The 25,380-nt window shown below is 35.6% G+C and carries 28 protein-coding genes; 23 read left to right on the plus strand and 5 right to left on the minus strand.

What is annotated here, in order from left to right; genetic code table 11:
* The first annotated feature begins 237 nt into the window (after positions 1-237).
* The 6 genes from LC095_RS12760 (at position 238) to LC095_RS12785 (ending at position 6,744) form a co-directional block, all read left to right on the plus strand.
* Positions 238-1,383, plus strand: coding sequence for a cysteine desulfurase family protein (locus tag LC095_RS12760; protein WP_226528509.1), 1,146 nt, complete (start codon positions 238-240; stop codon positions 1,381-1,383).
* Between the two features lie 4 nt (positions 1,384-1,387).
* A complete protein-coding gene (thiI, locus tag LC095_RS12765; RefSeq protein WP_226528510.1) occupies positions 1,388-2,587 on the plus strand; it encodes a tRNA uracil 4-sulfurtransferase ThiI in 1,200 nt (399 codons plus the stop codon).
* 119 nt (positions 2,588-2,706) lie between these two features.
* Positions 2,707-2,922: an alpha/beta-type small acid-soluble spore protein gene (locus tag LC095_RS12770; RefSeq protein ID WP_226528511.1), complete on the plus strand. Its 216-nt coding sequence runs from the start codon at positions 2,707-2,709 to the stop codon at positions 2,920-2,922.
* A gap of 96 nt (positions 2,923-3,018) precedes the next feature.
* Entirely contained in the window at positions 3,019-3,156 is a 138-nt protein-coding gene (locus tag LC095_RS12775) for a hypothetical protein (protein ID WP_226528512.1), read from the plus strand.
* Positions 3,157-3,304: 148 nt separating this feature from the next.
* A complete protein-coding gene (mbcS, locus tag LC095_RS12780) occupies positions 3,305-4,888 on the plus strand; it encodes an acyl-CoA synthetase MbcS (protein WP_226528513.1) in 1,584 nt (527 codons plus the stop codon).
* Positions 4,889-5,154: 266 nt separating this feature from the next.
* Positions 5,155-6,744 (plus strand): amidohydrolase, encoded by a 1,590-nt coding sequence (locus LC095_RS12785; RefSeq protein WP_226528514.1) that lies wholly within the window; start codon positions 5,155-5,157, stop codon positions 6,742-6,744.
* A gap of 26 nt (positions 6,745-6,770) precedes the next feature.
* Here LC095_RS12785 and LC095_RS12790 read toward each other — a convergent pair whose 3' ends face one another.
* Entirely contained in the window at positions 6,771-7,571 is an 801-nt protein-coding gene (locus LC095_RS12790; protein WP_226528515.1) for an NAD kinase, read from the minus strand.
* A 159-nt stretch (positions 7,572-7,730) separates the two neighbouring features.
* Between LC095_RS12790 and sppA the strand changes: the two genes are divergently transcribed.
* The 7 genes from sppA (at position 7,731) to LC095_RS12825 (ending at position 14,053) form a co-directional block, all read left to right on the plus strand.
* On the plus strand, positions 7,731-8,735 hold the full coding sequence (gene sppA, locus LC095_RS12795; RefSeq protein ID WP_226528516.1) for a signal peptide peptidase SppA: 1,005 nt from the start codon (positions 7,731-7,733) through the stop codon (positions 8,733-8,735).
* Between the two features lie 13 nt (positions 8,736-8,748).
* Complete coding sequence (locus tag LC095_RS12800) at positions 8,749-9,300, plus strand: RDD family protein (RefSeq protein WP_226528517.1); 552 nt, start codon at positions 8,749-8,751, stop codon at positions 9,298-9,300.
* Positions 9,301-9,424: 124 nt separating this feature from the next.
* Positions 9,425-10,078, plus strand: a complete 654-nt coding sequence (locus LC095_RS12805; protein WP_226528518.1) for a DUF2953 domain-containing protein — start codon at positions 9,425-9,427, stop codon at positions 10,076-10,078.
* Between the two features lie 68 nt (positions 10,079-10,146).
* Complete coding sequence (ytfJ, locus tag LC095_RS12810; RefSeq protein WP_078432337.1) at positions 10,147-10,611, plus strand: GerW family sporulation protein; 465 nt, start codon at positions 10,147-10,149, stop codon at positions 10,609-10,611.
* Between the two features lie 123 nt (positions 10,612-10,734).
* The gene (gene tpx / locus LC095_RS12815) at positions 10,735-11,235 is read left to right on the plus strand and encodes a thiol peroxidase (RefSeq protein ID WP_226528519.1); all 501 of its coding nucleotides are present in this window, start codon (positions 10,735-10,737) and stop codon (positions 11,233-11,235) included.
* Positions 11,236-11,502: 267 nt separating this feature from the next.
* Positions 11,503-12,501, plus strand: coding sequence for a class I SAM-dependent methyltransferase (locus LC095_RS12820; RefSeq protein ID WP_226528520.1), 999 nt, complete (start codon positions 11,503-11,505; stop codon positions 12,499-12,501).
* A gap of 364 nt (positions 12,502-12,865) precedes the next feature.
* Entirely contained in the window at positions 12,866-14,053 is a 1,188-nt protein-coding gene (locus tag LC095_RS12825; RefSeq protein ID WP_226528521.1) for an acetate kinase, read from the plus strand.
* Positions 14,054-14,183: 130 nt separating this feature from the next.
* Here LC095_RS12825 and LC095_RS12830 read toward each other — a convergent pair whose 3' ends face one another.
* The gene (locus tag LC095_RS12830) at positions 14,184-14,465 is read right to left on the minus strand and encodes a hypothetical protein (protein ID WP_226528522.1); all 282 of its coding nucleotides are present in this window, start codon (positions 14,463-14,465) and stop codon (positions 14,184-14,186) included.
* Between the two features lie 110 nt (positions 14,466-14,575).
* Between LC095_RS12830 and LC095_RS12835 the strand changes: the two genes are divergently transcribed.
* Positions 14,576-15,412, plus strand: a complete 837-nt coding sequence (locus tag LC095_RS12835) for an EcsC family protein (RefSeq protein WP_226528523.1) — start codon at positions 14,576-14,578, stop codon at positions 15,410-15,412.
* Positions 15,413-15,428: 16 nt separating this feature from the next.
* Positions 15,429-15,941, plus strand: coding sequence for a molybdenum cofactor biosynthesis protein B (locus LC095_RS12840; protein ID WP_226528524.1), 513 nt, complete (start codon positions 15,429-15,431; stop codon positions 15,939-15,941).
* 69 nt (positions 15,942-16,010) lie between these two features.
* Here LC095_RS12840 and LC095_RS12845 read toward each other — a convergent pair whose 3' ends face one another.
* Positions 16,011-16,328 (minus strand): hypothetical protein, encoded by a 318-nt coding sequence (locus LC095_RS12845; RefSeq protein WP_226528525.1) that lies wholly within the window; start codon positions 16,326-16,328, stop codon positions 16,011-16,013.
* Positions 16,329-16,572: 244 nt separating this feature from the next.
* Between LC095_RS12845 and LC095_RS12850 the strand changes: the two genes are divergently transcribed.
* From LC095_RS12850 to LC095_RS12880, 7 genes are all read left to right on the plus strand, one after another.
* A complete protein-coding gene (locus tag LC095_RS12850; RefSeq protein WP_226528526.1) occupies positions 16,573-17,772 on the plus strand; it encodes an argininosuccinate synthase in 1,200 nt (399 codons plus the stop codon).
* Positions 17,769-19,142 carry an argininosuccinate lyase gene (gene argH / locus LC095_RS12855; protein WP_226528527.1) on the plus strand — a complete coding sequence of 458 codons (1,374 nt, stop codon included), beginning with the start codon at positions 17,769-17,771 and terminating at the stop codon, positions 19,140-19,142. Before LC095_RS12850 ends, argH begins: the two co-directional genes overlap by 4 nt.
* Positions 19,143-19,216: 74 nt before the next feature.
* Positions 19,217-19,378 (plus strand): hypothetical protein, encoded by a 162-nt coding sequence (locus tag LC095_RS12860; protein ID WP_156931970.1) that lies wholly within the window; start codon positions 19,217-19,219, stop codon positions 19,376-19,378.
* A gap of 226 nt (positions 19,379-19,604) precedes the next feature.
* Positions 19,605-20,372 carry an SDR family oxidoreductase gene (locus tag LC095_RS12865; protein WP_226528528.1) on the plus strand — a complete coding sequence of 256 codons (768 nt, stop codon included), beginning with the start codon at positions 19,605-19,607 and terminating at the stop codon, positions 20,370-20,372.
* A gap of 128 nt (positions 20,373-20,500) precedes the next feature.
* Positions 20,501-21,181: a metal-dependent hydrolase gene (locus tag LC095_RS12870; RefSeq protein ID WP_226528557.1), complete on the plus strand. Its 681-nt coding sequence runs from the start codon at positions 20,501-20,503 to the stop codon at positions 21,179-21,181.
* Between the two features lie 354 nt (positions 21,182-21,535).
* The gene (locus tag LC095_RS12875; RefSeq protein ID WP_226528529.1) at positions 21,536-21,781 is read left to right on the plus strand and encodes a hypothetical protein; all 246 of its coding nucleotides are present in this window, start codon (positions 21,536-21,538) and stop codon (positions 21,779-21,781) included.
* Positions 21,782-21,893: 112 nt separating this feature from the next.
* Positions 21,894-23,210 carry a CBS domain-containing protein gene (locus LC095_RS12880; RefSeq protein WP_078432349.1) on the plus strand — a complete coding sequence of 439 codons (1,317 nt, stop codon included), beginning with the start codon at positions 21,894-21,896 and terminating at the stop codon, positions 23,208-23,210.
* A 204-nt stretch (positions 23,211-23,414) separates the two neighbouring features.
* Here the strand turns inward: LC095_RS12880 and LC095_RS12885 are convergent, their stop codons facing one another.
* A complete protein-coding gene (locus tag LC095_RS12885) occupies positions 23,415-23,711 on the minus strand; it encodes a YtpI family protein (RefSeq protein ID WP_226528530.1) in 297 nt (98 codons plus the stop codon).
* 164 nt (positions 23,712-23,875) lie between these two features.
* Between LC095_RS12885 and LC095_RS12890 the strand changes: the two genes are divergently transcribed.
* Positions 23,876-24,817: a DHH family phosphoesterase gene (locus LC095_RS12890; protein WP_226528531.1), complete on the plus strand. Its 942-nt coding sequence runs from the start codon at positions 23,876-23,878 to the stop codon at positions 24,815-24,817.
* A gap of 183 nt (positions 24,818-25,000) precedes the next feature.
* Here the strand turns inward: LC095_RS12890 and LC095_RS12895 are convergent, their stop codons facing one another.
* Positions 25,001-25,189, minus strand: a complete 189-nt coding sequence (locus tag LC095_RS12895) for a hypothetical protein (protein ID WP_226528532.1) — start codon at positions 25,187-25,189, stop codon at positions 25,001-25,003.
* Positions 25,190-25,380 lie beyond the last annotated feature (191 nt).

Below are 25,380 nucleotides of genomic sequence, written 5' to 3' on the forward strand. Positions count from 1 at the left end.
TAAACAGGAATGTAAAGAATGCAGGGTGCCCCTCTTCTTGATCATTCCTGTTTTTTTTAGAAGGTAAGGAAATCTATAATTTTGTACTTCGTTTTGGTACCTATCTCCAGGCGCCATAGGCTTATGCTTGTCGCCGAATGCTTAGCGCCTTGCGTTTTTCTTACGTATTTATTTTTCTTTCCCACTCTATTATGATATGATTACACATTGATAAAAGATAGCTATGGAGGAAATAACATGTTGTATCTAGACAACAGTGCAACAACAAAACCTTATAAAGATGTCCTTTCAACTTACATGAAAGTGACAGAAGATTATTTTGCAAATCCTTCTTCAATCCATAGATTAGGGAGTAAAGCTGAAGCTTTATTGGTTCAATCAAGAAAACAAGTTGCGGGCTTATTAAATGTTTTGGACGAAGAGATCATTTTTACTTCAGGTGGAACAGAGGGAAATAATCTAGCAATAAAGGGTGCTGCATTCGCATATAAGCACAAGGGCAACCATTTAATCACATCTGTTATCGAACATCCATCTGTTTTAGAAGCGTTTAAACAATTAGAAGCCATTCATGGTTTTCAGGTAACATATTTAGAGGTAGATGAAAATGGACGAGTATCTGTTGATGAGTTGAAAGAAGCTTTACAGGAAAATACGATTCTTGTTTCTGTTATGCATGTACATAATGAAATAGGAATGATTCAACCAATTGAACAGATTGGAAAGATAATTAAGCAATACTCAAATGCTATTTTCCATGTTGACTATGTACAGGGTGTAACAAAGGTGCCCTTGAATTTTTATGGAGCCGGCATTGATTTATGTACGATTTCAGGACATAAATTTCATAGCCTAAATGGTACTGGTGCTTTATTTGTGCGAAAGGGGATTCAATTAGTGCCCCTATTTTCTGGGGGGGCTCAAGAGCTACAATTAAGATCAGGTACTGAAAGCTTAGCTGGAATTGTATCAATGACAAAAGCATTAAGGATGTCTATGGATAAAGCAAACCGACAGATTGAATGTCTATTTGAAACACATAAGAAATTAAGATCTGAATTAACAAAAATAGATGGTGTTAAAGTAAATACTCCAGAGGAATTTTATGCACCGCATATTTTGAATTTTTCAGTACCGGCATTAAAATCAGAAGTTCTCATTCATTTTTTTGGAGAGAACAATATATTTGTATCAACAACATCAGCTTGTTCATCAAGAAATAAAAAGATAAGTCAGGCATTGCTTTCGATGAATAAGAGCGAAGACATTGCTAAATCAGCAATTAGGATTAGTTTATCACTTGATCACAATGAGGCCATTATTGATCCTTTTGTGACAACACTTACAAAAGGAATAGAAAAACTAACGAAAGTTATGAGGTAGAAAAATGGAATTTGATCACATATTAATTCGATTTGGGGAAATATCTACTAAGGGAAGAAATAGAAAGAAGTTTGTTGATCGTTTGAAAAAAAATATAAAAGAAGTTCTCAATCAATTTCCTAGCTTAACCTATGAAGGTACAAGAGATCGATTATATATTCATTTGAATAATGAGCAGCATGAAGAAATTGTGGAGAAGCTTAAACTTGTATTCGGCATTCAATCGTTTAGTTTAGCTATTAAATGTAAAAGTGAAATAACGGATATAAAAGAAATGGCGTTAAAAGCTGTGAAAAGTATATATAAATCGAATGATACGTTTAAAGTAACGGCTAAAAGAGCTGATAAGCAATTTCCGTTGGATACAAATGAGCTTAATTATCAGATTGGAAGTCACATATTAATTCATACTGAAAATTTAACGGTAGATGTAAAAAAACCGGATATAAATGTCCGAGTTGAAGTTCGTGCTGAGGCTACTTATATTACTTGCTATGATTTCAAAGGTGCTGGTGGACTGCCTGTTGGCTCAGGTGGAAAGGCTATTCTGTTATTATCAGGTGGAATTGATAGTCCGGTTGCAGGCTATTTATCATTAAAAAGAGGTGTAGAACTGGAAGTTGTTCATTTTTTCAGTCCGCCGTATACGAGTGAACGTGCAAAACAAAAGGTAATCGATCTAACAAAAGAATTAACGGCATATGGTGGGAAAATTAAACTTCATATCGTTCCTTTTACAATGATTCAAGAAAAAATTCAGGAACAAGTTCCGGAAAATTATACAATGACATCTACTCGTAGAATGATGGTGAAGATTGCTGACCAACTCAGACAAAAGCAGCAAGCGTTAGCGCTTATAACAGGTGAAAGTCTAGGGCAGGTAGCAAGTCAAACCCTTGAAAGCATGGTGGCAATTAATGATGTGACGAGTACACCAATTTTAAGGCCGCTTATTACAATGGACAAAACAGAAATCATTGACATTGCCAAAGAAATTCATACACATGATATTTCAATAAGACCATATGAGGACTGCTGTACAATTTTTACTCCAGCGAATCCAAAAACAAAACCGAAAGTTGATAAAGTATCGAGATTTGAAAGTTTTGTGGACTTTGATGAGCTTGTCTCACAAGCGGTGAATAATGTTGAAACTTTAACTATATCAGAAAATCAAAAAGATGAATTTGAAGATTTATTTTAAATTTGCAGCTATCTAGAGGAGCATGGAAAACAAACGATATTTTGTGAAGAATTACCAAAAAAAAGATGAATGAAGCCATGTGTATTTACACATTCTATACTCACAAGGAGGTGATACACATGGCACAAAACAGCGGTTCAAACAGCTCAAACCAACTAGTTGTACCTGGTGCTGCACAAGCTATCGACCAAATGAAGTATGAAATTGCTTCTGAATTTGGTGTAAACTTAGGACCAGAAACAACTTCACGCGCTAACGGTTCTGTTGGTGGTGAAATCACAAAACGTTTAGTTTCTTTTGCTCAACAACAAATGAGCGGTTCTTACCAAAAATAATAGAATAAACATGGCTACTAAGGGTGGGGGGAACCCCACTCTTTTCCTGTTCAAGTGTCCAACTCTACCGCAAATGAGTAAAGGGAGGTACATAATATGACGAGAGATGACCGTGAAAACATCGCAGAAGACGGTGAAAGAGAGCATCAACAAAGATTAGAAAAAAGTAGAAAACAAGAAAGAAAAAGAAGAAATGAGCCGAAAAACGCGAAACAAGCAAATGAACAGAGTTAATACTTACAAACAGACCCTCATAAGGTCTGTTTTTTGCATAATGTAATACTAGGGGCGTATATATTAGCATGCTTTTCTTTCATAAGATTTAAAAAGTTATATTTATTAGGTATAATATGTATGTATGATCCAAGAAGGAGGGGGAAGTATGGTAAGAGAAGAGCTTCTTGCACCAACCATTTATAATTTAGTAGAAGAAATAGAACAGTATTCTAAAGACGTTACAAAGGTAGCTTTAAAATGGGAAAATGAATCAGGTGAGACAAGTGAGATTACCTATAATTCACTAATGAAAAGAGTAAATCAGATTGGAAACGCTTTCGTGAGCGAAGGGCTAAAGCAAGGTGATAAAGTTCTTGTGGTGATCCCTAGAGTTATTGATGCATATGCCGTTTATTTAGGAGCCTTAAAGGCAGGGTTAGTCGTTATTCCCAGCTCTGAAATGTTACGTACAAAGGATTTACAATATCGTATAACACATGGTGATGTAAAAGCTATTGTAAGCTATGGTTTATATACAGGTGAGTTTAAAGGTATAAAAGAATATGATTCAATTAAAAAGTTTGTCATTCATGGATCTGAGCAGGATTGGATTTCTTTAGAACAACTGTTAAACACGCAAAGTACAGATATGGAAATGGTAAAAACAGAATCCTCGAGCATGGCATTTATCTCCTATACTTCAGGAACTACAGGAAATCCTAAAGGAGTTGTCCATACACATGGCTGGGCTTTTGCACATTTAAGAACGGCTGCTAAAAACTGGCTAAGTATTAAAGAGGAAGATGTTGTTTGGGCAACTGCAGGACCTGGTTGGCAGAAGTGGGTGTGGAGTCCCTTTTTATCCGTTCTTGGGAGTGGAGCAACAGGTTTAATTTATCATGGTAAATTTAATCCGGAAAAATATCTCCAACTTCTTGATAACTACGCTGTTAATGTTTTATGTTGTACTCCAACTGAATATCGCTTAATGGCAAAGGTTGAAAACCTTGAGAATTATTCACTTTCTACTTTACATAGTGCCGTTTCTGCGGGGGAGCCGTTAAATCGTGAGGTAATTGAGACTTTTGAGAAGTATTTCAATGTACAAGTTAGAGACGGTTATGGCCAAACAGAAAATACATTATTAGTTGGTGTGATGAAAGGAATGGATATAAAACCAGGTTCTATGGGGAAACCAACACCTGGAAATGATGTGAAAATTATTGATGATGAAAGCAATATTTGTAAGGTTGGAGAAGTTGGAGATATTGCTGTGCATCGTGATACCCCAGCTCTATTCAAAGAGTACTATAAAGACTTTGAACGAACAACGATGCAATTTAGAGGGGATTATTATGTAACAGGAGATCGTGCAAAAATGGATGAAGACGGATACTTCTGGTTTGAAGGCAGAAGTGATGATATTATTATTAGTTCAGGATACACGATCGGACCATTTGAAGTGGAAGATGCGCTTGTAAAGCATCCATATGTAAAAGAATGTGCAGTAGTTGCTAGTCCTGATGAAGTAAGAGGAAATATAGTTAAGGCTTATGTTGTGTTAAGAAATCCATCTTTATCTGAACAAAAGGAAATGACTAAAACCCTGCAGGATCATGTCAAGACTCTAACAGCCCCATATAAATATCCTCGTGAAATAGAATTTGTCGAAGATCTACCGAAAACGACGTCTGGTAAAATTCGACGGGTTGTTCTAAGAGAAAGAGAGTTCCAGCTAAAACAAGGATAATAAGAAAAACTAAACCGAGAGGCTTTTCTCGGTTTTTTTATGTGCTTAGGAAACTATAAAATTCTTTGAACTGTGAAGTGCTCGACATCCAGCTCCAGCCCCTAGCCCCTCGAGGTCATAAGCCGCAAGTGAAATGAAGACAAATAACGCCTTCTATTCACTTGCGTCTTATTTGCCCTAGGCTGATCAAGGCGCTTGCGCTTTTGTTCCTTAAGTTAATAATATGCTACTATTATGAATAGAGTATGACCTTGGAGGGATAGACTGTGGGCATATTATGGTATGGAGGCAAAATATATACACTTGAAAACGAAGGAGATACGGTACAAGCTGTTTTGACCAAGGAAGGTGAAATTGCAGCCACTGGGAACCCTGAATATCTCAGGGAGACATTTCATAAAGAAATAACAAATGAACATAATCTACAAGGTAATACGATGATACCAGGATTAGTTGATAGCCATATGCATTTAATTGGCCATGGGGAAAAGCTGTTAAGATTGGACTTTTCAAAAATAAAGAGTTCTGCTGAAATGCTTAATATGATAAAGAAAAGAGTCAGGGAAGTACCCGAGGGTAGGTGGATAATTGGAGAAGGTTGGAATGAACATCAATTAGAGGAAAACAAAATTCTTCATAGAACGGAACTGGACGAGGCAGCACCAAATCACCCTGTTATGCTAAGACGAATATGCCGGCATGCACTACTTGCCAATTCAAAAGCTTTACAACTCGCGAATATTTCCAAGGAAACAATTGATCCTGCCGGAGGAGTTATTGTTAGAGAGGGGAATAATCATCCAACAGGCTATTTACTTGATAATGCTCAGGATATGATATTAAATATAGCGCCATTTCCAACGTTGGATGAAATTCAATATGCTCTAGAAACCTCAATAAAAGATTGTTATAAAAAAGGTCTGGTTGGTGGACATACTGAAGATCTTTCTTATTATGGTAGTTTGGAAAATACTTTAAAAGCATACGAAAATGTTGTGAAAAAAGGACTGAAGTTTCGAAGTCATTTATTAGTTCATCATCACGTAGTGGATGAATTTCATCTTAGAAAAAGAGAGCATGGTCCATTTATAGAATTTGGTGCGATGAAAATTTTTGCGGATGGAGCATTAGGGGGCAGAACGGCCCTATTAAGCTTCCCTTATAAAGATGATCCATCAACATCAGGGGTGGCTATACATCCAAAGGAAGATCTAGAGGAATTAATTAAAAAAGCAAGAAAATTTAAAATGGAAGTTGCTGTTCATGCAATCGGTGATTTAGCTTTTGAATGGATTCTCGAATTAATTGAAAAGCATCCGCCTGGTGATAGTCAACATGATCGTCTTATTCATGCTCAAATTTTAAGAGAGGAATTGATCGAAAAAGCCAAATCACTACCTATTATACTTGATATTCAACCTCGTTTTGTTGGGAGTGATTTTCCATGGGTGATAGATCGGATTGGAAAAGAGTATTTAAAAACTTGTTATGCATGGAAAACTCTCATAGACTCAGGGATTCCTTGTGCAGGAGGTTCTGATGCCCCTATTGAGCCTGTTGATCCAATACTCGGAATTTACGCTGCAGTGACAAGGAAAAGTGATTACGAAAACTCGGGGAAATCCTATATGCCAGATCAAAAGCTTAGTGTTTTTGAAGCGGTAGAATTATATACAAAAGGCAGTGCCTATGCTGTTCACAAAGAAAATAAACAAGGGAAGATACTCCCGGGGTATGCTGCTGATTTTACCATTTTTGATCAAAATATTTTTGCAATAGATACGGAAGAATTACTAGATACAAATGTTGTCATGACCGTTGTTGATGGTGACATAATGTATAAAAGGGGACAGTGAAAACTGGCCCCTTCTTCCAAATTTACTTACAAAAACGTTCTTTTTACTTTTTCCCAGAATGAGTTATCCTTCAACTTAACTGTTTTAATCGGGAGCTCACTTAGACTATATTCAAGCTGCTGTACATGACGAATACTAAGTGCTTCGTTATCAATACCGATCACCGGGTAATCGTTTCCATCCTGAACAACTTTAAGAGTTAATTTTCGTTTATCACTCAAAATAAAAGAAGAACCTAAGGTACGGTATAAATTGTTATTTAAAGATGCCAGTTCACTAACTTGTAAGCATGGTAGCATAGGATCAACCACTGCTCCATTTACTGATTTGTTATAAGCAGTACTACCGGTTGGTGTAGAGATTAACATCCCGTCACCCCTAAATGTTTCGAAATGAAGATCATCAATAAAGACATCAATAACAAACGTTTTAATAATACTTGAGCGGATGGAACATTCATTTAAACATTTGAATGTAGTGTTATTGTCAATTTTCACTTCTAAAACAGGATATCTTCTAACTTCAATTTGAGATTCATTCATTGCTTGAAGCATTTTCTCCCGATCATCAAGATGGAAATCACAATATAGACTCAATGTATCATCCACACCAATTCCTACATATAAACAATCTGCTCTGAAATTTGTTTTTCTAACAGATTGAAGAAAGGCACCATCCCCGCCAATACTGACAATGATGTTCGCAATTTTATGATCTTCTACGACTTGAAAATCTCTTTCTCTTGCGAAATTGATCAATGATTGAATTTTATCAATCGTGCTTTCATCTTTTTTGTAATAAAAATAAACATTTCGACGGTCTGACATAGTGAATCCTCCTTATATATGTATACCTCCACTTTTTTCCTGGAAGATGGTACAATACTTTATGTTGTTTAGTTTACCACTTTTGCACGATTAAATGTTTGATTCTGCTAGAATAAAACATATTGAAATTCTAGCAAAGATTAGGGAGGTAGAAAAAAGATGAATGGTAAACGGTGGGGAGCAATTGCTATAGCTGGGGTTTTATTTGTATTTTCCATCATTATAAGCTCGACAATGATGTTTTTAAATCAAAGTGAAATGTTCTCAGAGGCATTTGCGAGCGGATCAGATTTCTCCGAAGAAGTAATTGAGGAAGGCTCTGAATTTAACAAAATCCTGGTGCTGAATGTTAACGGAGTTATTCAAGATACAGGTGAAGATGTTACATCTTTCTTTAGCACCGCTGGCTATCAACACCAAACATTCTTGGATATGGTTGAAGCAGCAGGTGAAGACGATGCAATAAAAGGGATTATATTACGTGTGAATTCACCAGGCGGTGGAGTAGTTGAAAGTGCTGAAATACATAAAAAACTCTTAGAATTAAAAGAGTCCAGTAAAAAACCGATTTACGTTTCCATGGGGACACAAGCAGCTTCAGGTGGTTATTATATTTCAACTGCAGGCGATAAAATCTTTGCAGCACCAGATACATTAACTGGCTCGCTTGGCGTTATTATGCAATCTGTTAATTATGGTGAGCTAGCTGAAAAGTATGGTGTTAAATTTGAAACTATTAAAAGCGGTCCATACAAAGATATTTTCTCACCTACACGTGACATGACTGAAGAAGAGAGAAAAATCTTACAAACGATGGTAAATAACGCATATGACGGTTTTGTAGATGTTATTACACAAGGGCGTTCATTATCCGAAGAAGAGGTTCGTAAGGTTGCAGATGGACGAATCTATGATGGAAGACAAGCAAAGGAAAATAAACTAGTTGATGAATTAGGTTATTTTGATGATACTGTGGCGGCAATGAAGAAGGATTTGAAGTTGGAAGATGCGAAAGTCGTTCAATATAGGTCAGCCTTAGGATTTGGGAGCTTCCTTTCTATGAGCGCAAGCAAAATATTTAAAGAAGACGCCGAGTTATCAACTCTTCTTCAGCTTTTATCAAATTCAAATTCGCCTAGATTGATGTATTTATATTCTGAATAAGGGGGACTAAAACGTGGACAGTACATTTGAAGGTCCAGAGCAAAATGAATCTGTTGAACAGATGCCTGTAGATAAGAAATCAATCGTTCATTATCCAAACATGCTTGCTGGGTTTTGGATTCGTTTTTGGGCATATCTAGTAGATTTACTTGTAATAGGAAGCGTAAATCGCATTATCATATATCCCTTATTCAGTTTTATTGGTTTAGATACCAGCGATTCATTTATTTTCTCTCCAGTTTCCATTGCAACAGCTATTACCTATTTTGCCTATTTTGTCTTTATGACAAAGTTCCTGAATCAGACTTTAGGTAAAATGATCTTTGGATTGAGGGTCGTATCAAATAATGATACGAGCCTAAACTGGAGTACAATTATATTTAGAGAATTAGTCGGAAGATATATATCTAAGATGATATGGATCGGCTTCCTTATCGCAGCCTTTACGCCGAAAAAACAAACATTACATGACATTTTTGCAGACACACAAGTCATTCATGAAAAAGTTTTTTCAAAAGCAGTAAAAGAAGAAACAATTTATAACACAAGTCCTTCTGAAATATAGAAAATACAATTATGTTGTTCTTAGAACCTGCTATATAAAATAGCAGGTTTATTTTGTTTTTATAGAGGTGATAATGAGAAATTGAAAGGATGTGATGAATTTGTTTTGGATCATAATAATTTTTATGATATTATTCTTTATTCTTTTTCTTATCTTCATCACAAAAATAACGATTATCCTTGATCTTCAACATATAGGAAATGATGATCATTTGAAAATCAAACTACGTGCTTGGCGATACATTCGGTATACAATAAATATCCCTCTTGTAAAGATCGATGATGAAGCCAATCTAATCATAAAACAAGAACAAAAAGCCGGGACTGAAGAGTCCAATCGTAAAGTAAAGGAAACGGAAAATAAAATCACACCAGAAGAAGAAATGAGAGCTTTACATGATGTAAAAGAACTACTTCAACATATTATAGGGTTTCATAAAATAGTTCGTCGTTTTTTAAAGAAAATAAAAGTGAAGGAATTTGAGTGGCACTCACAGATAGGAATAGGAGATGCTGCACATACCGGTATGATTACGGGGGTTGCTTGGTCTATTAAAGGTGGTGTTGTAGGACTAATCAGTAGCTATATGAAGTTACAAACAGCCCCGATCATGACGATATCACCAGCTTTTAATATTTTTTGCTCTAGGACAAAACTCAAATGTATGTTTCAGTTTAGAATCGGGCAAGCTATTTTCGCAGGTATTCAGTTCATAAAATATTGGCGGGGAGGTCGTCCTCACTTAAAAAGTAAGCCATTTTCATTTTTTGCAAATTAAGAATGGACGACAATTCTCAAAGGTATGTGAACATGACCGTTTAGATATTCTAAAGGAGGATACATAATATGAGTGATCATCCAATTCAAGGATTAATGAAAACTGCGATGGAAAACCTTAAGCAAATGATTGATGTTAATACAATCGTAGGCGATCCAGTCGAAACACCAGATGGTAGTGTTATTCTAACTGTTTCAAAAGTAGGATTTGGATTTGCTGCTGGTGGAAGTGAATTTAATTCGACAAGTACAGAAGGAAGTAATGGGCAAAATGGTCCCAAGCTTCCGTTTGGCGGAGGAAGTGGAGGAGGAGTTTCAATTACTCCAATTGCTTTTTTAATTGTTTCATCAAATGGCGTGAAAATGCTCCATCTAGATGAAAGTACTCATTTATATGAGAAAATACTAGAAGCTGCTCCTCAAGCAGTTGAAAAGATTCAAGGTGTCTTTAAGAAAAATAAAGATAATGAGTCATCTAAGAGTGATCCATTAGAAAATACTGGTTCAACGAACAAGCAAGATTTAGATATTTAACTGCCTACTAGTAGGCAGTTATTTTTCTGAAGAAGAATATGAAGAGATAATCATATTTATTGATAAATATGGAAAGCTAGGATATATTTACTCTGTACATAATTTTAAGGGAGGAATTTCGGTATGGCTTCAATTACGTTTAAAAACAACCCTGTAACATTGATTGGAAAAGAAGTAAATGTAGGCGATCAAGCACCAGATTTTACTGTATTATCAAATGATTTATCTCCTGTTACATTAGAGAATTCAAAGGGGAAAGTACGCATTATCTCAGTCGTACCATCTATCGATACTGGTGTATGTGATGCACAAACTCGTCGTTTTAACGAAGATGCATCTAATCTTTCAAATGTAGAAGTATTAACGATCAGTATGGACTTACCATTTGCACAAAAAAGATGGTGTGCATCAAACGGGCTTGAAAATGTTCAAACATTATCAGACCATCGTGATGCATCTTTTGGTGAAGCATACGGTGTCCTTATCAAAGAATTACGTTTACTTGCTCGTTCGGTCTTTGTAGTAGATTCAAATGATAAAGTAACGTTTGTTGAATACGTAAGTGAAGCAACAAATCATCCTAACTATGAAGCAGCAATCGAAGCAGCAAAAACAGCTCAATAAACTGTAGTGAAAGGACTGTCCAATATATATGGGCAGTCCTTTTTTTATTGGCAAGTAAGTACAAAATTTTGTACTTTGTTTAGGTGTCTAGCTCCAGCGCTTAGTCTCAGATCGCACAGGATGTGCAAATGCAGTCGTGAAGGTTGACGTCGCAATTTTACACTTTCTCTAGGGTCTAGCCACAAATGAATTGTTTTCATTTATTTTGACTAAAATATGAAGTATGTCTAGAATGGAAAGAGGGAAAAGGCTAGGAGGAGTAAATGAATGAAAACACTATCGAAAATCGAAAATTTGTTTACGGTTATAAATGAAACAGCAGATTTACTTGCTGCCGAATGTCAAATTAGTTACATAGAAGCATTGGCTGAAACAGGGGAAAATTTATTTCAAGGAACAATACTTCAAGAGAACCTTAGTGAAGTAACGGTAAAGAGCCTGGAGAGAAAATATAATTCGGTTTCTTTACATACATTTGATAAAGAAGAAATTCGTAAGGCATATCAATTGGCTATTTTAAAAGGCTTAAAAGAAGGGGCACAGCCAAATCATCAAATGACCCCTGATACAATAGGATTGTTTTTAGGGTATTTAGTAAGTAAATTCATTGGAGAAAGGAACGTTCTTTCCATTTTAGATCCTGCGGTTGGAACAGGTAATTTACTAACAACGATCTTAAATTATGTAGCAATAGAAAATACAAATAGCTATGGTGTTGAAGTGGATGATTTACTTATTAGATTAGCATATATCAATGCAAATCTCCAAGAGCATCCAACACACTTTTATAATCAGGACAGTTTAGAAAGATTATTAATTGATCCTGTAGATGTAGTAGTTTGTGATCTGCCTGTCGGTTATTATCCAAATGATCTAGAGGCGAGCAGATACGAATTAAAGGCGGATGAAGGACATTCGTATTCCCATCACTTATTTATGGAACAAAGCATAGATCATATTAAAGAGGACGGGTATCTTTTCTTTATTGTTCCAAATTCTTTATTTGAAACAAAGGAAGCTCCTAAATTAAATAAGTACTTAAAAGAAGCAGCTATTATTCAAGGATTTATTAAATTGCCATTATCTCTATTTAAAGATGAGAGACATGGTAAAAGCATCTTAATTCTACAGAAAAAAGGTCCTGAAGCAAAAATGCCTAAACAAGCAATACTTGCAGAGTTGCCAAAGTTTTCGAATGTAGATGCAATGAATTCAATCATGAAACAACTGGATCAATGGTTTAAAGATAATAAGAATAAAAAATGAGGCTCATGTTGAATGAGTCTCTTTTTTACGAGAAAGAAACCGCATACTTTTTCTTCATATAGAAATAGCACCACCACTTAATTTACTAGCCAAATTAATTGAATAATACAAATTTTTTCTGTAACCGATTGCAATTTTATCAAGTCCTTGAAATGTCGAAAAGGCAGTGTTTAAATGGAAAAGGCAGATAATAATCAGTGACATTTTGTAGAGAATAAGAATGTTTAGAAAAAGACTAGAGGTACAATTTCTCGGAATAATTCTAACAAGAATCCCTCTCAATGATTTTTGTAATTTACTGATCGTTTTACATATATTTTTGTTGTTGACGACAGTTGTTTTAAATGAAAAGGAGCGAAACTAAATGGGTAAAATTATCGCAATCAACGCAGGTAGTTCGTCACTAAAATTCCAACTATTTGACATGCCAAGTGAAAAAGTTCTAACAAAAGGATTAGTGGAAAGAATTGGTATCAACGACTCTGTTTTTAGCATTTCTGTTAATGATGAAAAACAAACAGAAGTAACGGACATTCCTGATCATGCTGTTGCTGTTAAAATTTTATTATCCAAATTAACTGATTTGGGAATCATCAAATCCTTAGATGAAATTGATGGAATCGGTCATCGTGTCGTACATGGTGGTGAAGTGTTTAATGACTCTGCTTTAATCACAGATGAAACACTTCAAAAGATTGAGGAGTTATCTGATTTAGCACCACTTCATAACCCTGCAAATATTGTTGGTATTAAAGCATTTAAAGAAGTATTACCAAATGTTAATGCAGTAGCTGTTTTTGACACAGCTTTCCATCAAACAATGCCGGAACAATCATTCCTATATAGCTTACCTTATGAATATTACGAAAAATATGGTATCCGTAAATATGGTTTCCATGGTACTTCTCATAAATATGTATCCGAACGTGCTGCTGAAATCTTAGGTAGACCAATTGAGCATCTTCGTTTAATCTCATGCCATCTTGGTAATGGGGCAAGTATCGCAGCTATTGAAGGTGGTAAATCAATAGATACTTCTATGGGCTTTACACCACTTGCAGGTGTTGCAATGGGAACACGTTCAGGAAATATCGATCCTGCGTTAATCCCATTCATTATGGAAAAAACAAATAAATCAGCTGATGAAGTACTGGATATCTTAAATAAGAAAAGTGGTATTTTAGGTATATCAGGTTTATCAAGCGATTTGCGTGACATTCACAAAGCAGCTGAAGAAGGTAATGAAAGAGCGAAAACAGCTTTAGAAATATTCGCTAGCAGAATTCATAAATACATTGGATCTTATGCTGCAAGAATGTCAGGTGTCGATGCTATTATCTTTACTGCGGGAATTGGTGAGAACAGTCATGATATTCGTGCACGTGTATTAAAAGGCCTAGAGTTCATGGGTATTTATTGGGATCCTGCACTAAATATGGTTCATGGGGAAGAAGCATATATTAGCTATCCGCATTCTCCTGTAAAAGTATTAGTCATTCCTACTAATGAAGAAGTTATGATTGCACGTGATGTTGTAAGATTAGCTCAATAATCGTGATAAAAGGCAACCATTACGGTTGTCTTTTTTAAAACTAAAAAAGGCATATGTTTATTGAGGAAATAGTTCCAACACATGCCCATTTATAAAAATATAAAGAAAGTTAATTTTTTTCTTTTGAACATTAATACTTTACACCTACAAATTTTAGTTTATTGTTTTCATTTCCTCTTTCTACAATGACTTTTTTCACTTGAGCAATGGCATCAATCATCCCGTTTGCTTTAATCACAATTTCATCAGATCCGATGGTAAAGATAAACTGTTTCTTCATAACAAAACACTCCCTTTCAAATGATAACTTGAGAACATGATAAGACAGAACAACAGCTCTTTCTAGTTGATTGTCAGGTTTTGTTCCTTGTTTTTCTTGTCGAATATAGTGAGTCTGTAACAAAATCTTCATAATTGGAAATAAACAATGTCATTTCTATGACAAAGCTGATTTATGTTATGATAAAACTAATTAATTCACTAAAAAATACCTTTTATGATTTTGAATAAGGAGACATGTGGATGACTGAATTAGAACGTGAAAAGGAAATCTTAGAGGATATAAAAGCGTGGGAACATGAATTGCAAAATGATAACCGAACAGATTTTCAGCGTACTTTTAGCCGATGGTTGGACCGGAAAATGGATGAAATTCCAGAACGAATAAAAAAGGTATTTTATGAAAAAGTAGATGCAAGTCTGTTTAATTTACATTCTGTTATACAAAATTCTTTTATCCAGCAGGATGCGAAGAAACAAATCATCTTATCTGCAAGAGCTTTAAATGAAAACATAATAGAAATTAGTGATTTGCACTTTCTCTCTGTTGATCAACTTCATTATTTAGCGGATTTACAAACTTCCAAGCACAGGCTATACTCATTTTTACAAGGAGGTATGACAGGAACTGGAGGAATCCTCCTGATTGGTGCTGATCTTCCCTTGCAGACAATATTGAATTTACGTTCGATACAAATGATCTCAATGTGTTATGGATATGAGATTAATAATCCTTATGAAATGATGACATCTTTAAAGGTATACCATGCGGCATTAATGCCGAAGCATCTACAATATAGTCAATGGAAAGAATTAATAGGAGAAATTGATTCAGAAGATCGTATGGACTATTTTTATTCAGGCAATGAGGACTTAGTGGATATTAAAAGTGTAGAATTTTTCTTAAAGCAAATTGCAAAGCTTTCGGTTTTATCATTGTTTAAACGTAAATTAGTTGCAGGTATACCGGTTGTGAGTATGATGGTAGGCGCAACAAGTAATTATCATGCTACACGACAAATAACTGAATTTGCCAATAAATTTTATCAATACAGACTAATTACTGAAACAAGACACTAAAGTATTGGAGGAAAGTATGAGTACGTTTGAACATAAACAGGAAGCTCCTGATCAAGTTAGATGTAAAGTAATAACAGTTAGTGATACAAGAGATAAAGATAGTGACAAAAGTGGTCAGCTCATAAAGCGTTTTTTAGAAGATCAAGGACATATAGTGATTGATTATGAAATAGTCCATGACGAAAAAACACTCATTCGAAGTGCTATTTTAAAGGGTTGTGAAGCACGAGAAGTTGATGTAGTCCTAACAAATGGCGGAACAGGTATCGCTAAAAGGGATGTGACAATTGAGGCGGTTGAATCATTGATTGAAAAAGAAATTACTGGCTTTGGTGAGATTTTTAGAATGCTGAGCTATCGAGATGATATTGGATCTGCCGCTATATTAAGTAGAGCAATTGCTGGAGTGTCCATGGATACAGCGGTATTTGCCATGCCGGGATCTTCAGGGGCTGTCAAACTAGCGATGGAAAAGCTCATTTTACCTGAGTTAGGACATATCGTAAGAGAAATTCAAAAGGATCTGTAAAAGAAGGTTGTCAACACAGCCTTCTTTTCTTATACATATAAAGTTGTTATAGCAAGCTGAACTTTGTCATTAATTATGTATTTTAGCATTTGAGATATGTTGTGTCGTTCGAAACCAAATCCATAAATCATTGATAATAGAAGCGAGCTCGGAAATTTCATGATTTAATTCACAGGATCGATTAAAATCTTCTTCGATGTTCAATGCTTCCTGCTTATTATTTATTTCTGCCTCAAGCTCCCCGATTCGATCTGGAATACTCCCTCTAATTGTTTCCCATTCGGTTAATATTTTATTTTGAGTCTGAAGGTTATAGGTCGTCCATGATTTTGTTAATTGTGGAATCTTTATTTTAAGTCTATGATCATAGGCAAAGTAATCGCTCAATTTTTTCTTCCTCCATTCTGATCTTTCCTTATTTTACAATACCTCCAATCATTCATCTACCATCACATAAATGAGAAAAATGAATAAAATATAATAAAATTTAATTTTTATACAAAGAATCTGCAAAAATATACAATTTTTCTATTGACGAAATAGGGAAACAGTTGGTAAAGTGGTACCTATACAAAAGATGTATTTTTATAAACACATATTCATTTTTATACAACCGAGGAGGAACAAATAGATGAAAAAGGTAGTTTTAGCATATTCCGGAGGATTAGATACCTCTGTTGCAATTAAATGGTTACAAGAACAAGGATACGATGTTGTTGCGGCATGTCTCGATGTAGGTGAAGGAAAAGATACTGCATTTGTTCAACAAAAAGCTCTTCAAGTAGGTGCAGTTGAATCATATATGATTGATGCTAAAGAAGAATTTGCAAATGACTTTGCGTTAGTAGCACTACAAGCACATACACTATATGAAGGAAAATATCCATTAGTATCTGCACTATCACGTCCATTAATCGCAAAGAAACTTGTGGAAATCGCAGAGAAAGAAAACGCAGTTGCAGTTGCTCATGGTTGTACTGGAAAAGGAAACGATCAAGTACGTTTTGAAGTTTCAATCAAAGCTTTAAATCCGGAACTTGAAGTACTTGCTCCAGTTAGAGAATGGGGTTGGTCACGTGAAGAAGAAATTGAATATGCTTCTAAGCACGGTATTCCAATTCCGATCAATTTAGACAGCCCATATTCAATCGACCAAAACTTGTGGGGAAGAAGTAATGAGTGTGGTATTTTAGAAGATCCATGGGCTGCGCCGCCAGAAGGAGCATACGATTTAACAACACCTTTAGAAAAAACTCCTGATCAAGCGGAAATGATTGAGATTGACTTTGAACAAGGTGTTCCAGTTAAGATCAATGGTAAGGCATATCCTTTACATGAACTTATTTTAACGTTAAACGAAATTGCAGGTAGACATGGTGTTGGACGTATTGACCATGTTGAAAACAGACTTGTCGGTATTAAATCACGTGAAGTTTACGAATGTCCGGGTGCAATGACGTTAATTAAAGCACATAAAGAACTTGAAGATTTAACACTTGTAAAAGAAGTTGCTCACTTTAAACCAGTTATTGAGCAAAAACTTGCTGAGCTTATCTACAACGGTTTATGGTTCTCACCATTAAAACCTGCCCTGCATGCATTCTTAAAAGAAACGCAAAAATATGTTACTGGTACAGTTAGAGTAAAATTATTTAAAGGTCATGCAATTGTAGAAGGAAGAAAATCAGAGTATTCTCTATATGATGAAAAGCTTGCAACATATACAAAAGATGATGCATTTGATCACAATGCAGCCATCGGATTTATTGAATTATTCGGATTACCAACAAAAGTGAACAGCATGGTGAAAAACAAGAAGGTGGAAGTATGAAAAAGCTTTGGGGTGGACGCTTCCAAAAAACCCCTGAACAATGGGTGGATGAGTTCGGCGCATCCATCCATTTTGATCAGGAATTAGTTGAGGAAGACATCACTGGCAGTCTTGCACATGTTGATATGTTAGGCAAGTGTGGGATCATCAGCAAAGAAGAAGCAGAGCAGATTACAATTGGCTTAAAAACGCTATTAGAAAAGGCCAAAAAGAACGAACTTACTTTTTCCGTTAACTATGAAGATATTCACTTGAATATTGAAAAAATGTTAATTGATGAAATCGGTCCTGTTGGAGGAAAACTACATACAGGTAGAAGCCGTAATGATCAGGTTGCAACTGATATGCATTTATATTTACGTAAGCATGTTGCTATGGTCGTTGAGCTTATTGAGGGTCTTCAAAAATCCCTGATTGAAAAAGCCGAAGAAAATGTAGAAACAATTCTGCCTGGTTATACACATCTTCAAAGAGCACAGCCAATCTCATTTGCCCATCATTTAATGGCATATTTTTGGATGTTGGATCGTGACAAGCAGAGATTTACAGAATCCTTAAAAAGAATTAATTTATCTCCATTAGGAAGTGCTGCACTTGCTGGGACTACGTTCCCAATTGATCGTGAATATACTGCACAAAAGCTTGATTTTGACGGTATTTATGAAAATAGTCTTGATGGTGTTAGTGACCGTGACTTTATCATAGAATTTCTAAGCAACAGCTCTCTTATGATGATGCATTTATCTCGTTTTTGTGAAGAAATTATTTTGTGGTGCTCTCAGGAATTCCAGTTTATTGAGCTTGATGATACGTATGCGACTGGCAGCAGTATCATGCCGCAAAAGAAAAATCCTGATATGGCAGAGTTAATTAGAGGGAAGACAGGAAGAGTCTACGGTAATTTAATGTCCCTATTAACGATACTAAAGGGACTTCCGCTTGCTTACAACAAAGATCTTCAAGAAGATAAAGAAGGTATGTTTGATACAGTTAAAACAATTGAGGGCAGCTTACAAATCTTTATCGGAATGATTGATACATTAAAAGTGAATAAAGAAAAAATGGAAAAAGCAACGTCAGAAGATTTCTCAAATGCAACTGAATTAGCAGACTACCTTTCAACAAAGGGAATGCCGTTCAGAGAAGCGCATGAAGTCGTTGGTACTTTGGTTTATCAATGTATCCAGTCCGGAATTTATTTAAAGGATCTTCCGTTTGAAGAATATCAAAAAGCCTCAAATCTTTTTGAAGAGGATATTTATGAGATGATCAATCCTTATGAGGCTGTACGAAAAAGAATGAGTGCTGGTGGGACGGGCTTTGAAGTTGTAAAGAAAGCACTTGAAAAAGCAAAAGCAACACTGTCTTAATAAAATCATCGTATAAGCTCTTTATTTTCAGAGACACTAATGTTCGTATACTGAAAATAAGGAGCTGTTTTATTTTGAAAGAGAAACGAGTAACCAGACAAACCTATTATTATGACCACTTGGGTGAACAAGAAACAATGCAACAACTAACAGATTCTTATTCAAGTGGAGTTGTTGAACAACAGTATGATCCAAATTTTCTCCAAGAGCATTTTAGATTAAGAAGAGACTCATAATGAAAAACTGCTGGCTTACTTTTTTAGTCAGCTTTTTTTTGCCCTCAATTTCCCCATACTTAATTTTCCAAAATGAGCAATAAAAATAGAAACAATTTATATTTTCGTTTATTGTTATAATAACACCTAATACGAATATAAACATATTGAATGTAGGAATATTCATAAAACGGAACAAATAAAGATGTAAAGAATAAGACAGCTTTATGGGGGAGGAAATGATATCGTGAGACATGCCCTTATTACTGCAGGATCAAAAGGGTTAGGAAAGAAAGTGACAGAAGAATTTTTGAAAAAGGGTTATTCCGTTACTGTCAATTACCGAAATGATATAGAAGCAGTAAATGAGTTCAAAGCGAATTACTCTCATCTTCTTGATCGTATTTTATTTGTTCAAGGTGATGTTACAAAGAAAGAAGATTTATCAACTATGATCGATGTATCGTTTGAACGTTTTGGAAGACTAGATTGTTTAATAAATAATGCAGGTCCTTATATATTTGAAAGAAAAAAGCTTGCCGATTATACTGATGATGAATGGTACCAAATGATCGAAGGCAATTTAAGTTCAGTTTTTCACTTATTTAAAAAGGTTGTTCCCATCATGAGAAAGCAAAAATATGGAAGAATTGTTACATATGGTTTCCAAGGAGCTGAATCTTCACCAGGTTGGCTGCATCGCTCTGCTTATAGTGCAGCAAAAGTTGGATTAGTTTCTTTAACAAAATCAATTAGTATCGAAGAAGCTGAACATGGGATTACAGCTAATATGATTTGTCCTGGTAATATTATTGGCGAAATGAAAGAAGCAACCATCGAACAATCGAGAAAAATAAGTGAAGGTCAAACAAAAACACCGATCGGACGGTCAGGAACTGGAGAAGATATAGCAAGAACTGTGGCTTTTATCTGTGATGAAAATTCAGATTTGATCACCGGATCAATTATTGAAGTGACTGGCGGAGCAAATGTCATCCATCGATTCCACTTGTAATAGTGGTAAGCGGAGAGAGAAGGTTTACACTCTAGCGGATAGTGGGTAAAATTCTAATAAGGTTGATATAGGAATAGATACGTTCCTTTGATATATCAAGTTACATTACAAAGAAAGCGGTGAATAGTTTGGAAGTTTCATACCATGGTCATTCTGTTGTAAAAGTGAAGAGCAAGAACAAAAACATTATTATTGATCCGTTTATCAAGGGCAACCCTCTAACTGATTTAACTGTTGATCAGGTAAAGGCTGATGTTATTATCCTTACACATGGTCATAATGACCACTTTGGTGACACAGTTGAAATAGCACAAAAAAACAATGCATTGGTCATTGCTCCATATGAACTGGCAGTTTACATAGGCAAGAATGGTATAGACATTCATCCTATGAACCTTGGTGGTGCCTATCAATTTGATTTTGGAACCGTAAAGCTTACCCAGGCTTTTCATGGATCGAGCTATCAGGAAGAAGATGGAACAGTTATTTATACAGGAATGCCATCAGGAGTTTTAATGACAGCTGAGGACAAAACACTTTATCATGCGGGTGATACGGCGTTATTTTCAGACATGAAAATGATAGGTGAACGCCATGAAATAGATATTGCGTTTCTGCCTATTGGTGATAATCTAACAATGGGACCTGATGATGCAAAAGATGCTGCAAAATGGTTGAAAGCGAAAAAAGTCGTTCCAATTCATTACGACACGTTTCCTCACATTAAACAAGACCCTATAAAATTTTCTCAATTGCTCCCTGAAGGGGTCGGCCTGCCTTTAAAAGTCGGCGAATCATATCGTGTGTAAAAAGAATTGACGTATCATCGCTGATGCGTCAATTCTTTTTTACTTTAGGCTGTTTTACTGTTTTCCCAAAGATTGTAGTTATGAATATTATTTTAACTTTAATGTGAAATGGAGCGGAAGACACTCGACTCCTGCGGAAGAAAGAGGAAAGCGAGTGTCTGGAGCGCAATGGAACGAACGGAATTTACCCTTAGAAAGTACATAAACAACAACAAATTATGCAAAAATAGCCTTTACTTAGAAATGTATGATGATACGCTATGTAAACTATAATTTCTACTCTCCAAAGCTTCTTTTCTACATTGTACATGCATACAATATTAATAAAGTTATGGATGTGAAAGGGTGGTTGAAATGAAAAGTTTGATTTATGCATTTTTAGCATTAGTGATGCTTTATTTTGGACTGCAAAATATTGCATTAACAGGTGATAAGATGCAGACTGTGTTTGTATTAAGTTGGTTATGTCTTGCGATCTTTGTCATAGGCGGGAATTTTGCGCAGTTCTTATATCGTCCAAAGCAGCAAGCTTCTGCAAGACAAGTAAAAGCATATAAAGAGTCTCTGCAAAGAAAAAGACAACGCCAAACGTTGCGTTGATATAAGCTATTATCACCCTTATAATATAAGTGGACATGTTTGTTTAGACAACAACTCTATTAAGAGTTATGTTTGCAGATAGATGCACAAATAGAAAAAAGGGTGATGCAGCTTGGCTACGAAGCACGAGCAAATATTACAGCATATAACTTCACTGCCAGTAGGAGAAAAAATATCTGTTAGGCAAATTGCGAAAGATATTAATGTTAGCGAGGGAACAGCATATCGAGCTATAAAAGAAGCTGAAAATAAAGGGTATGTAAGTACAATTGAACGTGTAGGGACAATTAGGATTGAAACAAAGAAAAAGGAAAACTTTGAAAAATTAACATATGCAGAGGTTGTTAATATTGTTGAGGGACAAGTTTTAGGTGGACGAGCAGGGCTACATAAGACATTAAACAAATTTGTTATAGGTGCGATGAAACTTGATGCAATGATGAGGTATACAGGAGCTGGTAACCTGCTTATCGTTGGAAACAGAACAACTGCTCACCAATATGCACTTGAAGCCGGTGCAGCTGTACTCATTACAGGTGGGTTTGATACCGAAGATAGTGTGAAAAAACTCGCTGATGAACTTGAATTACCGATTATTTCAACAAGTTATGACACGTTCACAGTAGGAGCTATGATCAACAGAGCGATTTATGATCAGCTAATCAAAAAAGAAATTGTTCAAGTAGAAGATATTTTAACTCCGATAGATAAAACAATTTGTTTATATACATCTGATACGATTGCCACATGGTATCAACATAATTATGAAACAGGACATGGACGCTTTCCTGTTATTGATCAAAACCTTAAAGTGCAGGGGATTGTGACGTCAAAAGATATCATGGGGAATGATCATTCAACCTTAATTGAAAAAGTTATGACAAAAAGTCCGATTACAGTTATAGGAAAAACGTCTGTCGCTTCTGCAGCGCAAATGATGGTGTGGGAAGGGATTGAGCTTCTCCCGGTTGTTGACCAACATAACCGACTACAAGGAATCATTAGCCGACAAGATGTTTTAAAAGCTCTGCAGGTTATTCAAAGACAGCCGCAAATTGGGGAAAAACTTGATGATATTGTGACAAATCAGTTCGTTACAATAGATGATGAGGCAAAACGAAGCAGTATTTTTCGTTGTGAAGTCAGTCCTCAAATGACGAACCACTTAGGTACCATTTCATACGGTGTCTTTACAACCCTTGTAACCGAATCGGTAAATCGGTTTTTAAGAGCACAGAAAAAGGGTGACATTGTCGTTGAGAATATTACGATCTATTTCATTAAACCTGTACAAATGGAATCAATGCTTGAAATACATCCGAAAATTCTTGAAGTTGGGCGTAAGTTTGGAAAGATTGATGTTGAAGCGTTTAGTAATGGTGTAGTTGTGGGAAAGGCAATGTTAATGGTGCAACTAATTGAAAGATAGAAAAAGAGGTGGATTTGTCTTGGACTCTTAAAAAAGTCATAAGACACACACCTCTTTTTTAACTGATAAGAAAGCATAAAATTTTGTATTTAGTGTAGGTGTCTAGCACCGAAGCACAGGACGTGCAAGTGCAGTCGTTGCGACAGGACGTCCCGTAAGTAACTGCCTCTTAGGCCTAGGCTCATCAAGGCGCTTGCGCTTTTCTTATTTTTGTTTCGCTTCGCTTAACACCTGTGGCAAATAGTGTTTGTAAGCACGATAGCCTGTCCAGGCACTTGCAAAGCCGATTAGAAGGAAGATCGCTCCTATCACAAAGGACAATGTTGAGCGATAGAGAAAGAGCTGGTTCATTCCGAAAAATGCTACAAATAAGCCCAAAGCAATGCTTGATTTTGCCGATATCCAACGCTTTTCAATTGGCTTATTTGATCGATAAGATTTAATCTTATAATAAACATAAAAAGCTAAAGCGAAAATGATGAGAACAACTAAAACTGGCATTTCCAAAACCTCCATAAGGTTCAACTCTATCAAACTTTTACGAATCTATTTTACCATGTCACAAATAAAAACAGGATAAAAAATGAACAAGTGAATCAATCATTCTTTTTAATTCCGGAAAATTGTGATTTAATAACTTTATAAAAGGTAAAAAGGAGAACGAAATGAAACAACAAATTTTAGAAGAAATTCGCACTCATGATTCCATTATTATTCATCGTCATGTTCGTCCAGATCCAGATGCTTACGGTTCACAATGTGGATTGTCGGAGATTTTAAAAGCGTCTTATCCGGACAAAAAGATTTATGTTGTTGGAGAAACTGAACCATCATTAGAGTTTCTTTATAAAATGGATCTTGTTCCTGATGAACTTTATCAAGATTCATTAGTGATTGTATGTGATACGGCAAATCAGGCAAGAGTTAGTGATCAGCGTTATCATTCTGGAAAAAAACTTATCAAAATAGACCATCATCCAAACGATGATCAATATGGAGACATTATTTGGGTAGATACATCAGCAAGTGCTACAAGTGAAATGATATACGAGTTATACCTAGAAGGAAAAGATGCTGGATTACGACTTTCTAAAAAGGCTGCGGAGCTTCTGTATACAGGTATTGTTGGAGATACAGGGAGATTCCTTTTTCCAAGTACCACGGAAAAAACATTTCAATATGCAAGTGCATTAATTTCCGTGGGAATTAATCCAACACCAATCTATGATGAGCTATACAAAACCAAGAGAAATGTGGCTAAATTAAGCGGTTTTGTCTTACAAAACTTTTCTTTAACCTCTTCAGGTGCGGCATCTATGAAAATAACAAAAGAAATGTTAAAAGAGTATGAAGTAACACCTTCAGAGGCTTCACAACTTGTAGGGATTTTAGGAAATATTGAAGGGGTAAAAGCATGGGTGTTTTTTGTGGAGGAGGAGACACAAATTCGTGTTCGACTTCGTGCAAAAAGTCTTGTGATCAATGGATTAGCGAAACGATATAATGGCGGCGGACATCCTCTTGCTTCTGGAGCATCTGTATATAGCTGGGAAGAAGCTAACCAGGTTGTCCAAGAATTAGAAAAGCTATGTCAAGACCATATTTAATGAAACTAAGGGCTGTTGTTTCTTAACAGCCCTTTTCACTGCATGAAAATCTGTATGAATTAGCAAATAATCACGATGTGAGGAACTTACATATGAGGGGAATTTCGTCTTCCGTCTTTGATGAAAGTTGAGTTCATCTAAGTCTGAGGAAATCGACTATTGAAGAAAACTAAATAACAGCGCTTACTTTTCTCTGTTCGGAATAAACCAAAAACCGAGCTCTGTTACATCTTCGTAAACATCAAGTTGTAATTTCTTTATTTCTTTTTTTATTAGTCCTGCAAGTTCAGCTGATTCAACATAAGCAGAAAAGCCCTTTTTAATGATTTCTACTTTTTCTAAGGCCACTTTTTTAGAATTTAAAATATACATATCTCATCCCTCCATATCATATTTTCCCAGACTATAGCACAGAAATATTGGAAAACAAGGGTACGGATGTATTGTTAGGATATGAATGAACGAATGGAACATGAATTGTAGGAACTAAGAGTCCAAGAAGCCAATTTTAATGATAAACTGACTTCTTATTGATTACCTTGTTTTTCCTACTTCCATTTTAT

Origin of the sequence: Metabacillus niabensis (genome assembly GCF_020524345.1) — a bacterium.
In the GTDB taxonomy this organism is placed as follows: Bacteria; Bacillota; Bacilli; order Bacillales; family Bacillaceae; genus Metabacillus; species Metabacillus niabensis_B.

Bases quoted from the DNA above. Each gene is read 5' to 3' on its own strand.
- LC095_RS12760 (WP_226528509.1), top strand. From the start codon at position 238: ATGTTGTATCTAGACAACAGTGCAACAACAAAACCTTATAAAGATGTC.
- LC095_RS12890 (WP_226528531.1), top strand. From the start codon at position 23,876: ATGAAACAACAAATTTTAGAAGAAATTCGCACTCATGATTCCATTATT.
- LC095_RS12820 (WP_226528520.1), top strand. From the start codon at position 11,503: ATGAAAACACTATCGAAAATCGAAAATTTGTTTACGGTTATAAATGAA.
- tpx (WP_226528519.1), top strand. From the start codon at position 10,735: ATGGCTTCAATTACGTTTAAAAACAACCCTGTAACATTGATTGGAAAA.
- LC095_RS12830 (WP_226528522.1), bottom strand. From the start codon at position 14,465: ATGAAGATTTTGTTACAGACTCACTATATTCGACAAGAAAAACAAGGA.
- LC095_RS12850 (WP_226528526.1), top strand. From the start codon at position 16,573: ATGAAAAAGGTAGTTTTAGCATATTCCGGAGGATTAGATACCTCTGTT.
- mbcS (WP_226528513.1), top strand. From the start codon at position 3,305: ATGGTAAGAGAAGAGCTTCTTGCACCAACCATTTATAATTTAGTAGAA.
- LC095_RS12790 (WP_226528515.1), bottom strand. From the start codon at position 7,571: ATGTCAGACCGTCGAAATGTTTATTTTTATTACAAAAAAGATGAAAGC.
- LC095_RS12805 (WP_226528518.1), top strand. From the start codon at position 9,425: ATGATATTATTCTTTATTCTTTTTCTTATCTTCATCACAAAAATAACG.
- LC095_RS12825 (WP_226528521.1), top strand. From the start codon at position 12,866: ATGGGTAAAATTATCGCAATCAACGCAGGTAGTTCGTCACTAAAATTC.
- sppA (WP_226528516.1), top strand. From the start codon at position 7,731: ATGAATGGTAAACGGTGGGGAGCAATTGCTATAGCTGGGGTTTTATTT.
- thiI (WP_226528510.1), top strand. From the start codon at position 1,388: ATGGAATTTGATCACATATTAATTCGATTTGGGGAAATATCTACTAAG.
- LC095_RS12885 (WP_226528530.1), bottom strand. From the start codon at position 23,711: ATGCCAGTTTTAGTTGTTCTCATCATTTTCGCTTTAGCTTTTTATGTT.
- LC095_RS12840 (WP_226528524.1), top strand. From the start codon at position 15,429: ATGAGTACGTTTGAACATAAACAGGAAGCTCCTGATCAAGTTAGATGT.
- ytfJ (WP_078432337.1), top strand. From the start codon at position 10,147: ATGAGTGATCATCCAATTCAAGGATTAATGAAAACTGCGATGGAAAAC.
- LC095_RS12835 (WP_226528523.1), top strand. From the start codon at position 14,576: ATGACTGAATTAGAACGTGAAAAGGAAATCTTAGAGGATATAAAAGCG.
- LC095_RS12775 (WP_226528512.1), top strand. From the start codon at position 3,019: ATGACGAGAGATGACCGTGAAAACATCGCAGAAGACGGTGAAAGAGAG.
- LC095_RS12875 (WP_226528529.1), top strand. From the start codon at position 21,536: ATGAAAAGTTTGATTTATGCATTTTTAGCATTAGTGATGCTTTATTTT.
- LC095_RS12770 (WP_226528511.1), top strand. From the start codon at position 2,707: ATGGCACAAAACAGCGGTTCAAACAGCTCAAACCAACTAGTTGTACCT.
- argH (WP_226528527.1), top strand. From the start codon at position 17,769: ATGAAAAAGCTTTGGGGTGGACGCTTCCAAAAAACCCCTGAACAATGG.
- LC095_RS12895 (WP_226528532.1), bottom strand. From the start codon at position 25,189: ATGTATATTTTAAATTCTAAAAAAGTGGCCTTAGAAAAAGTAGAAATC.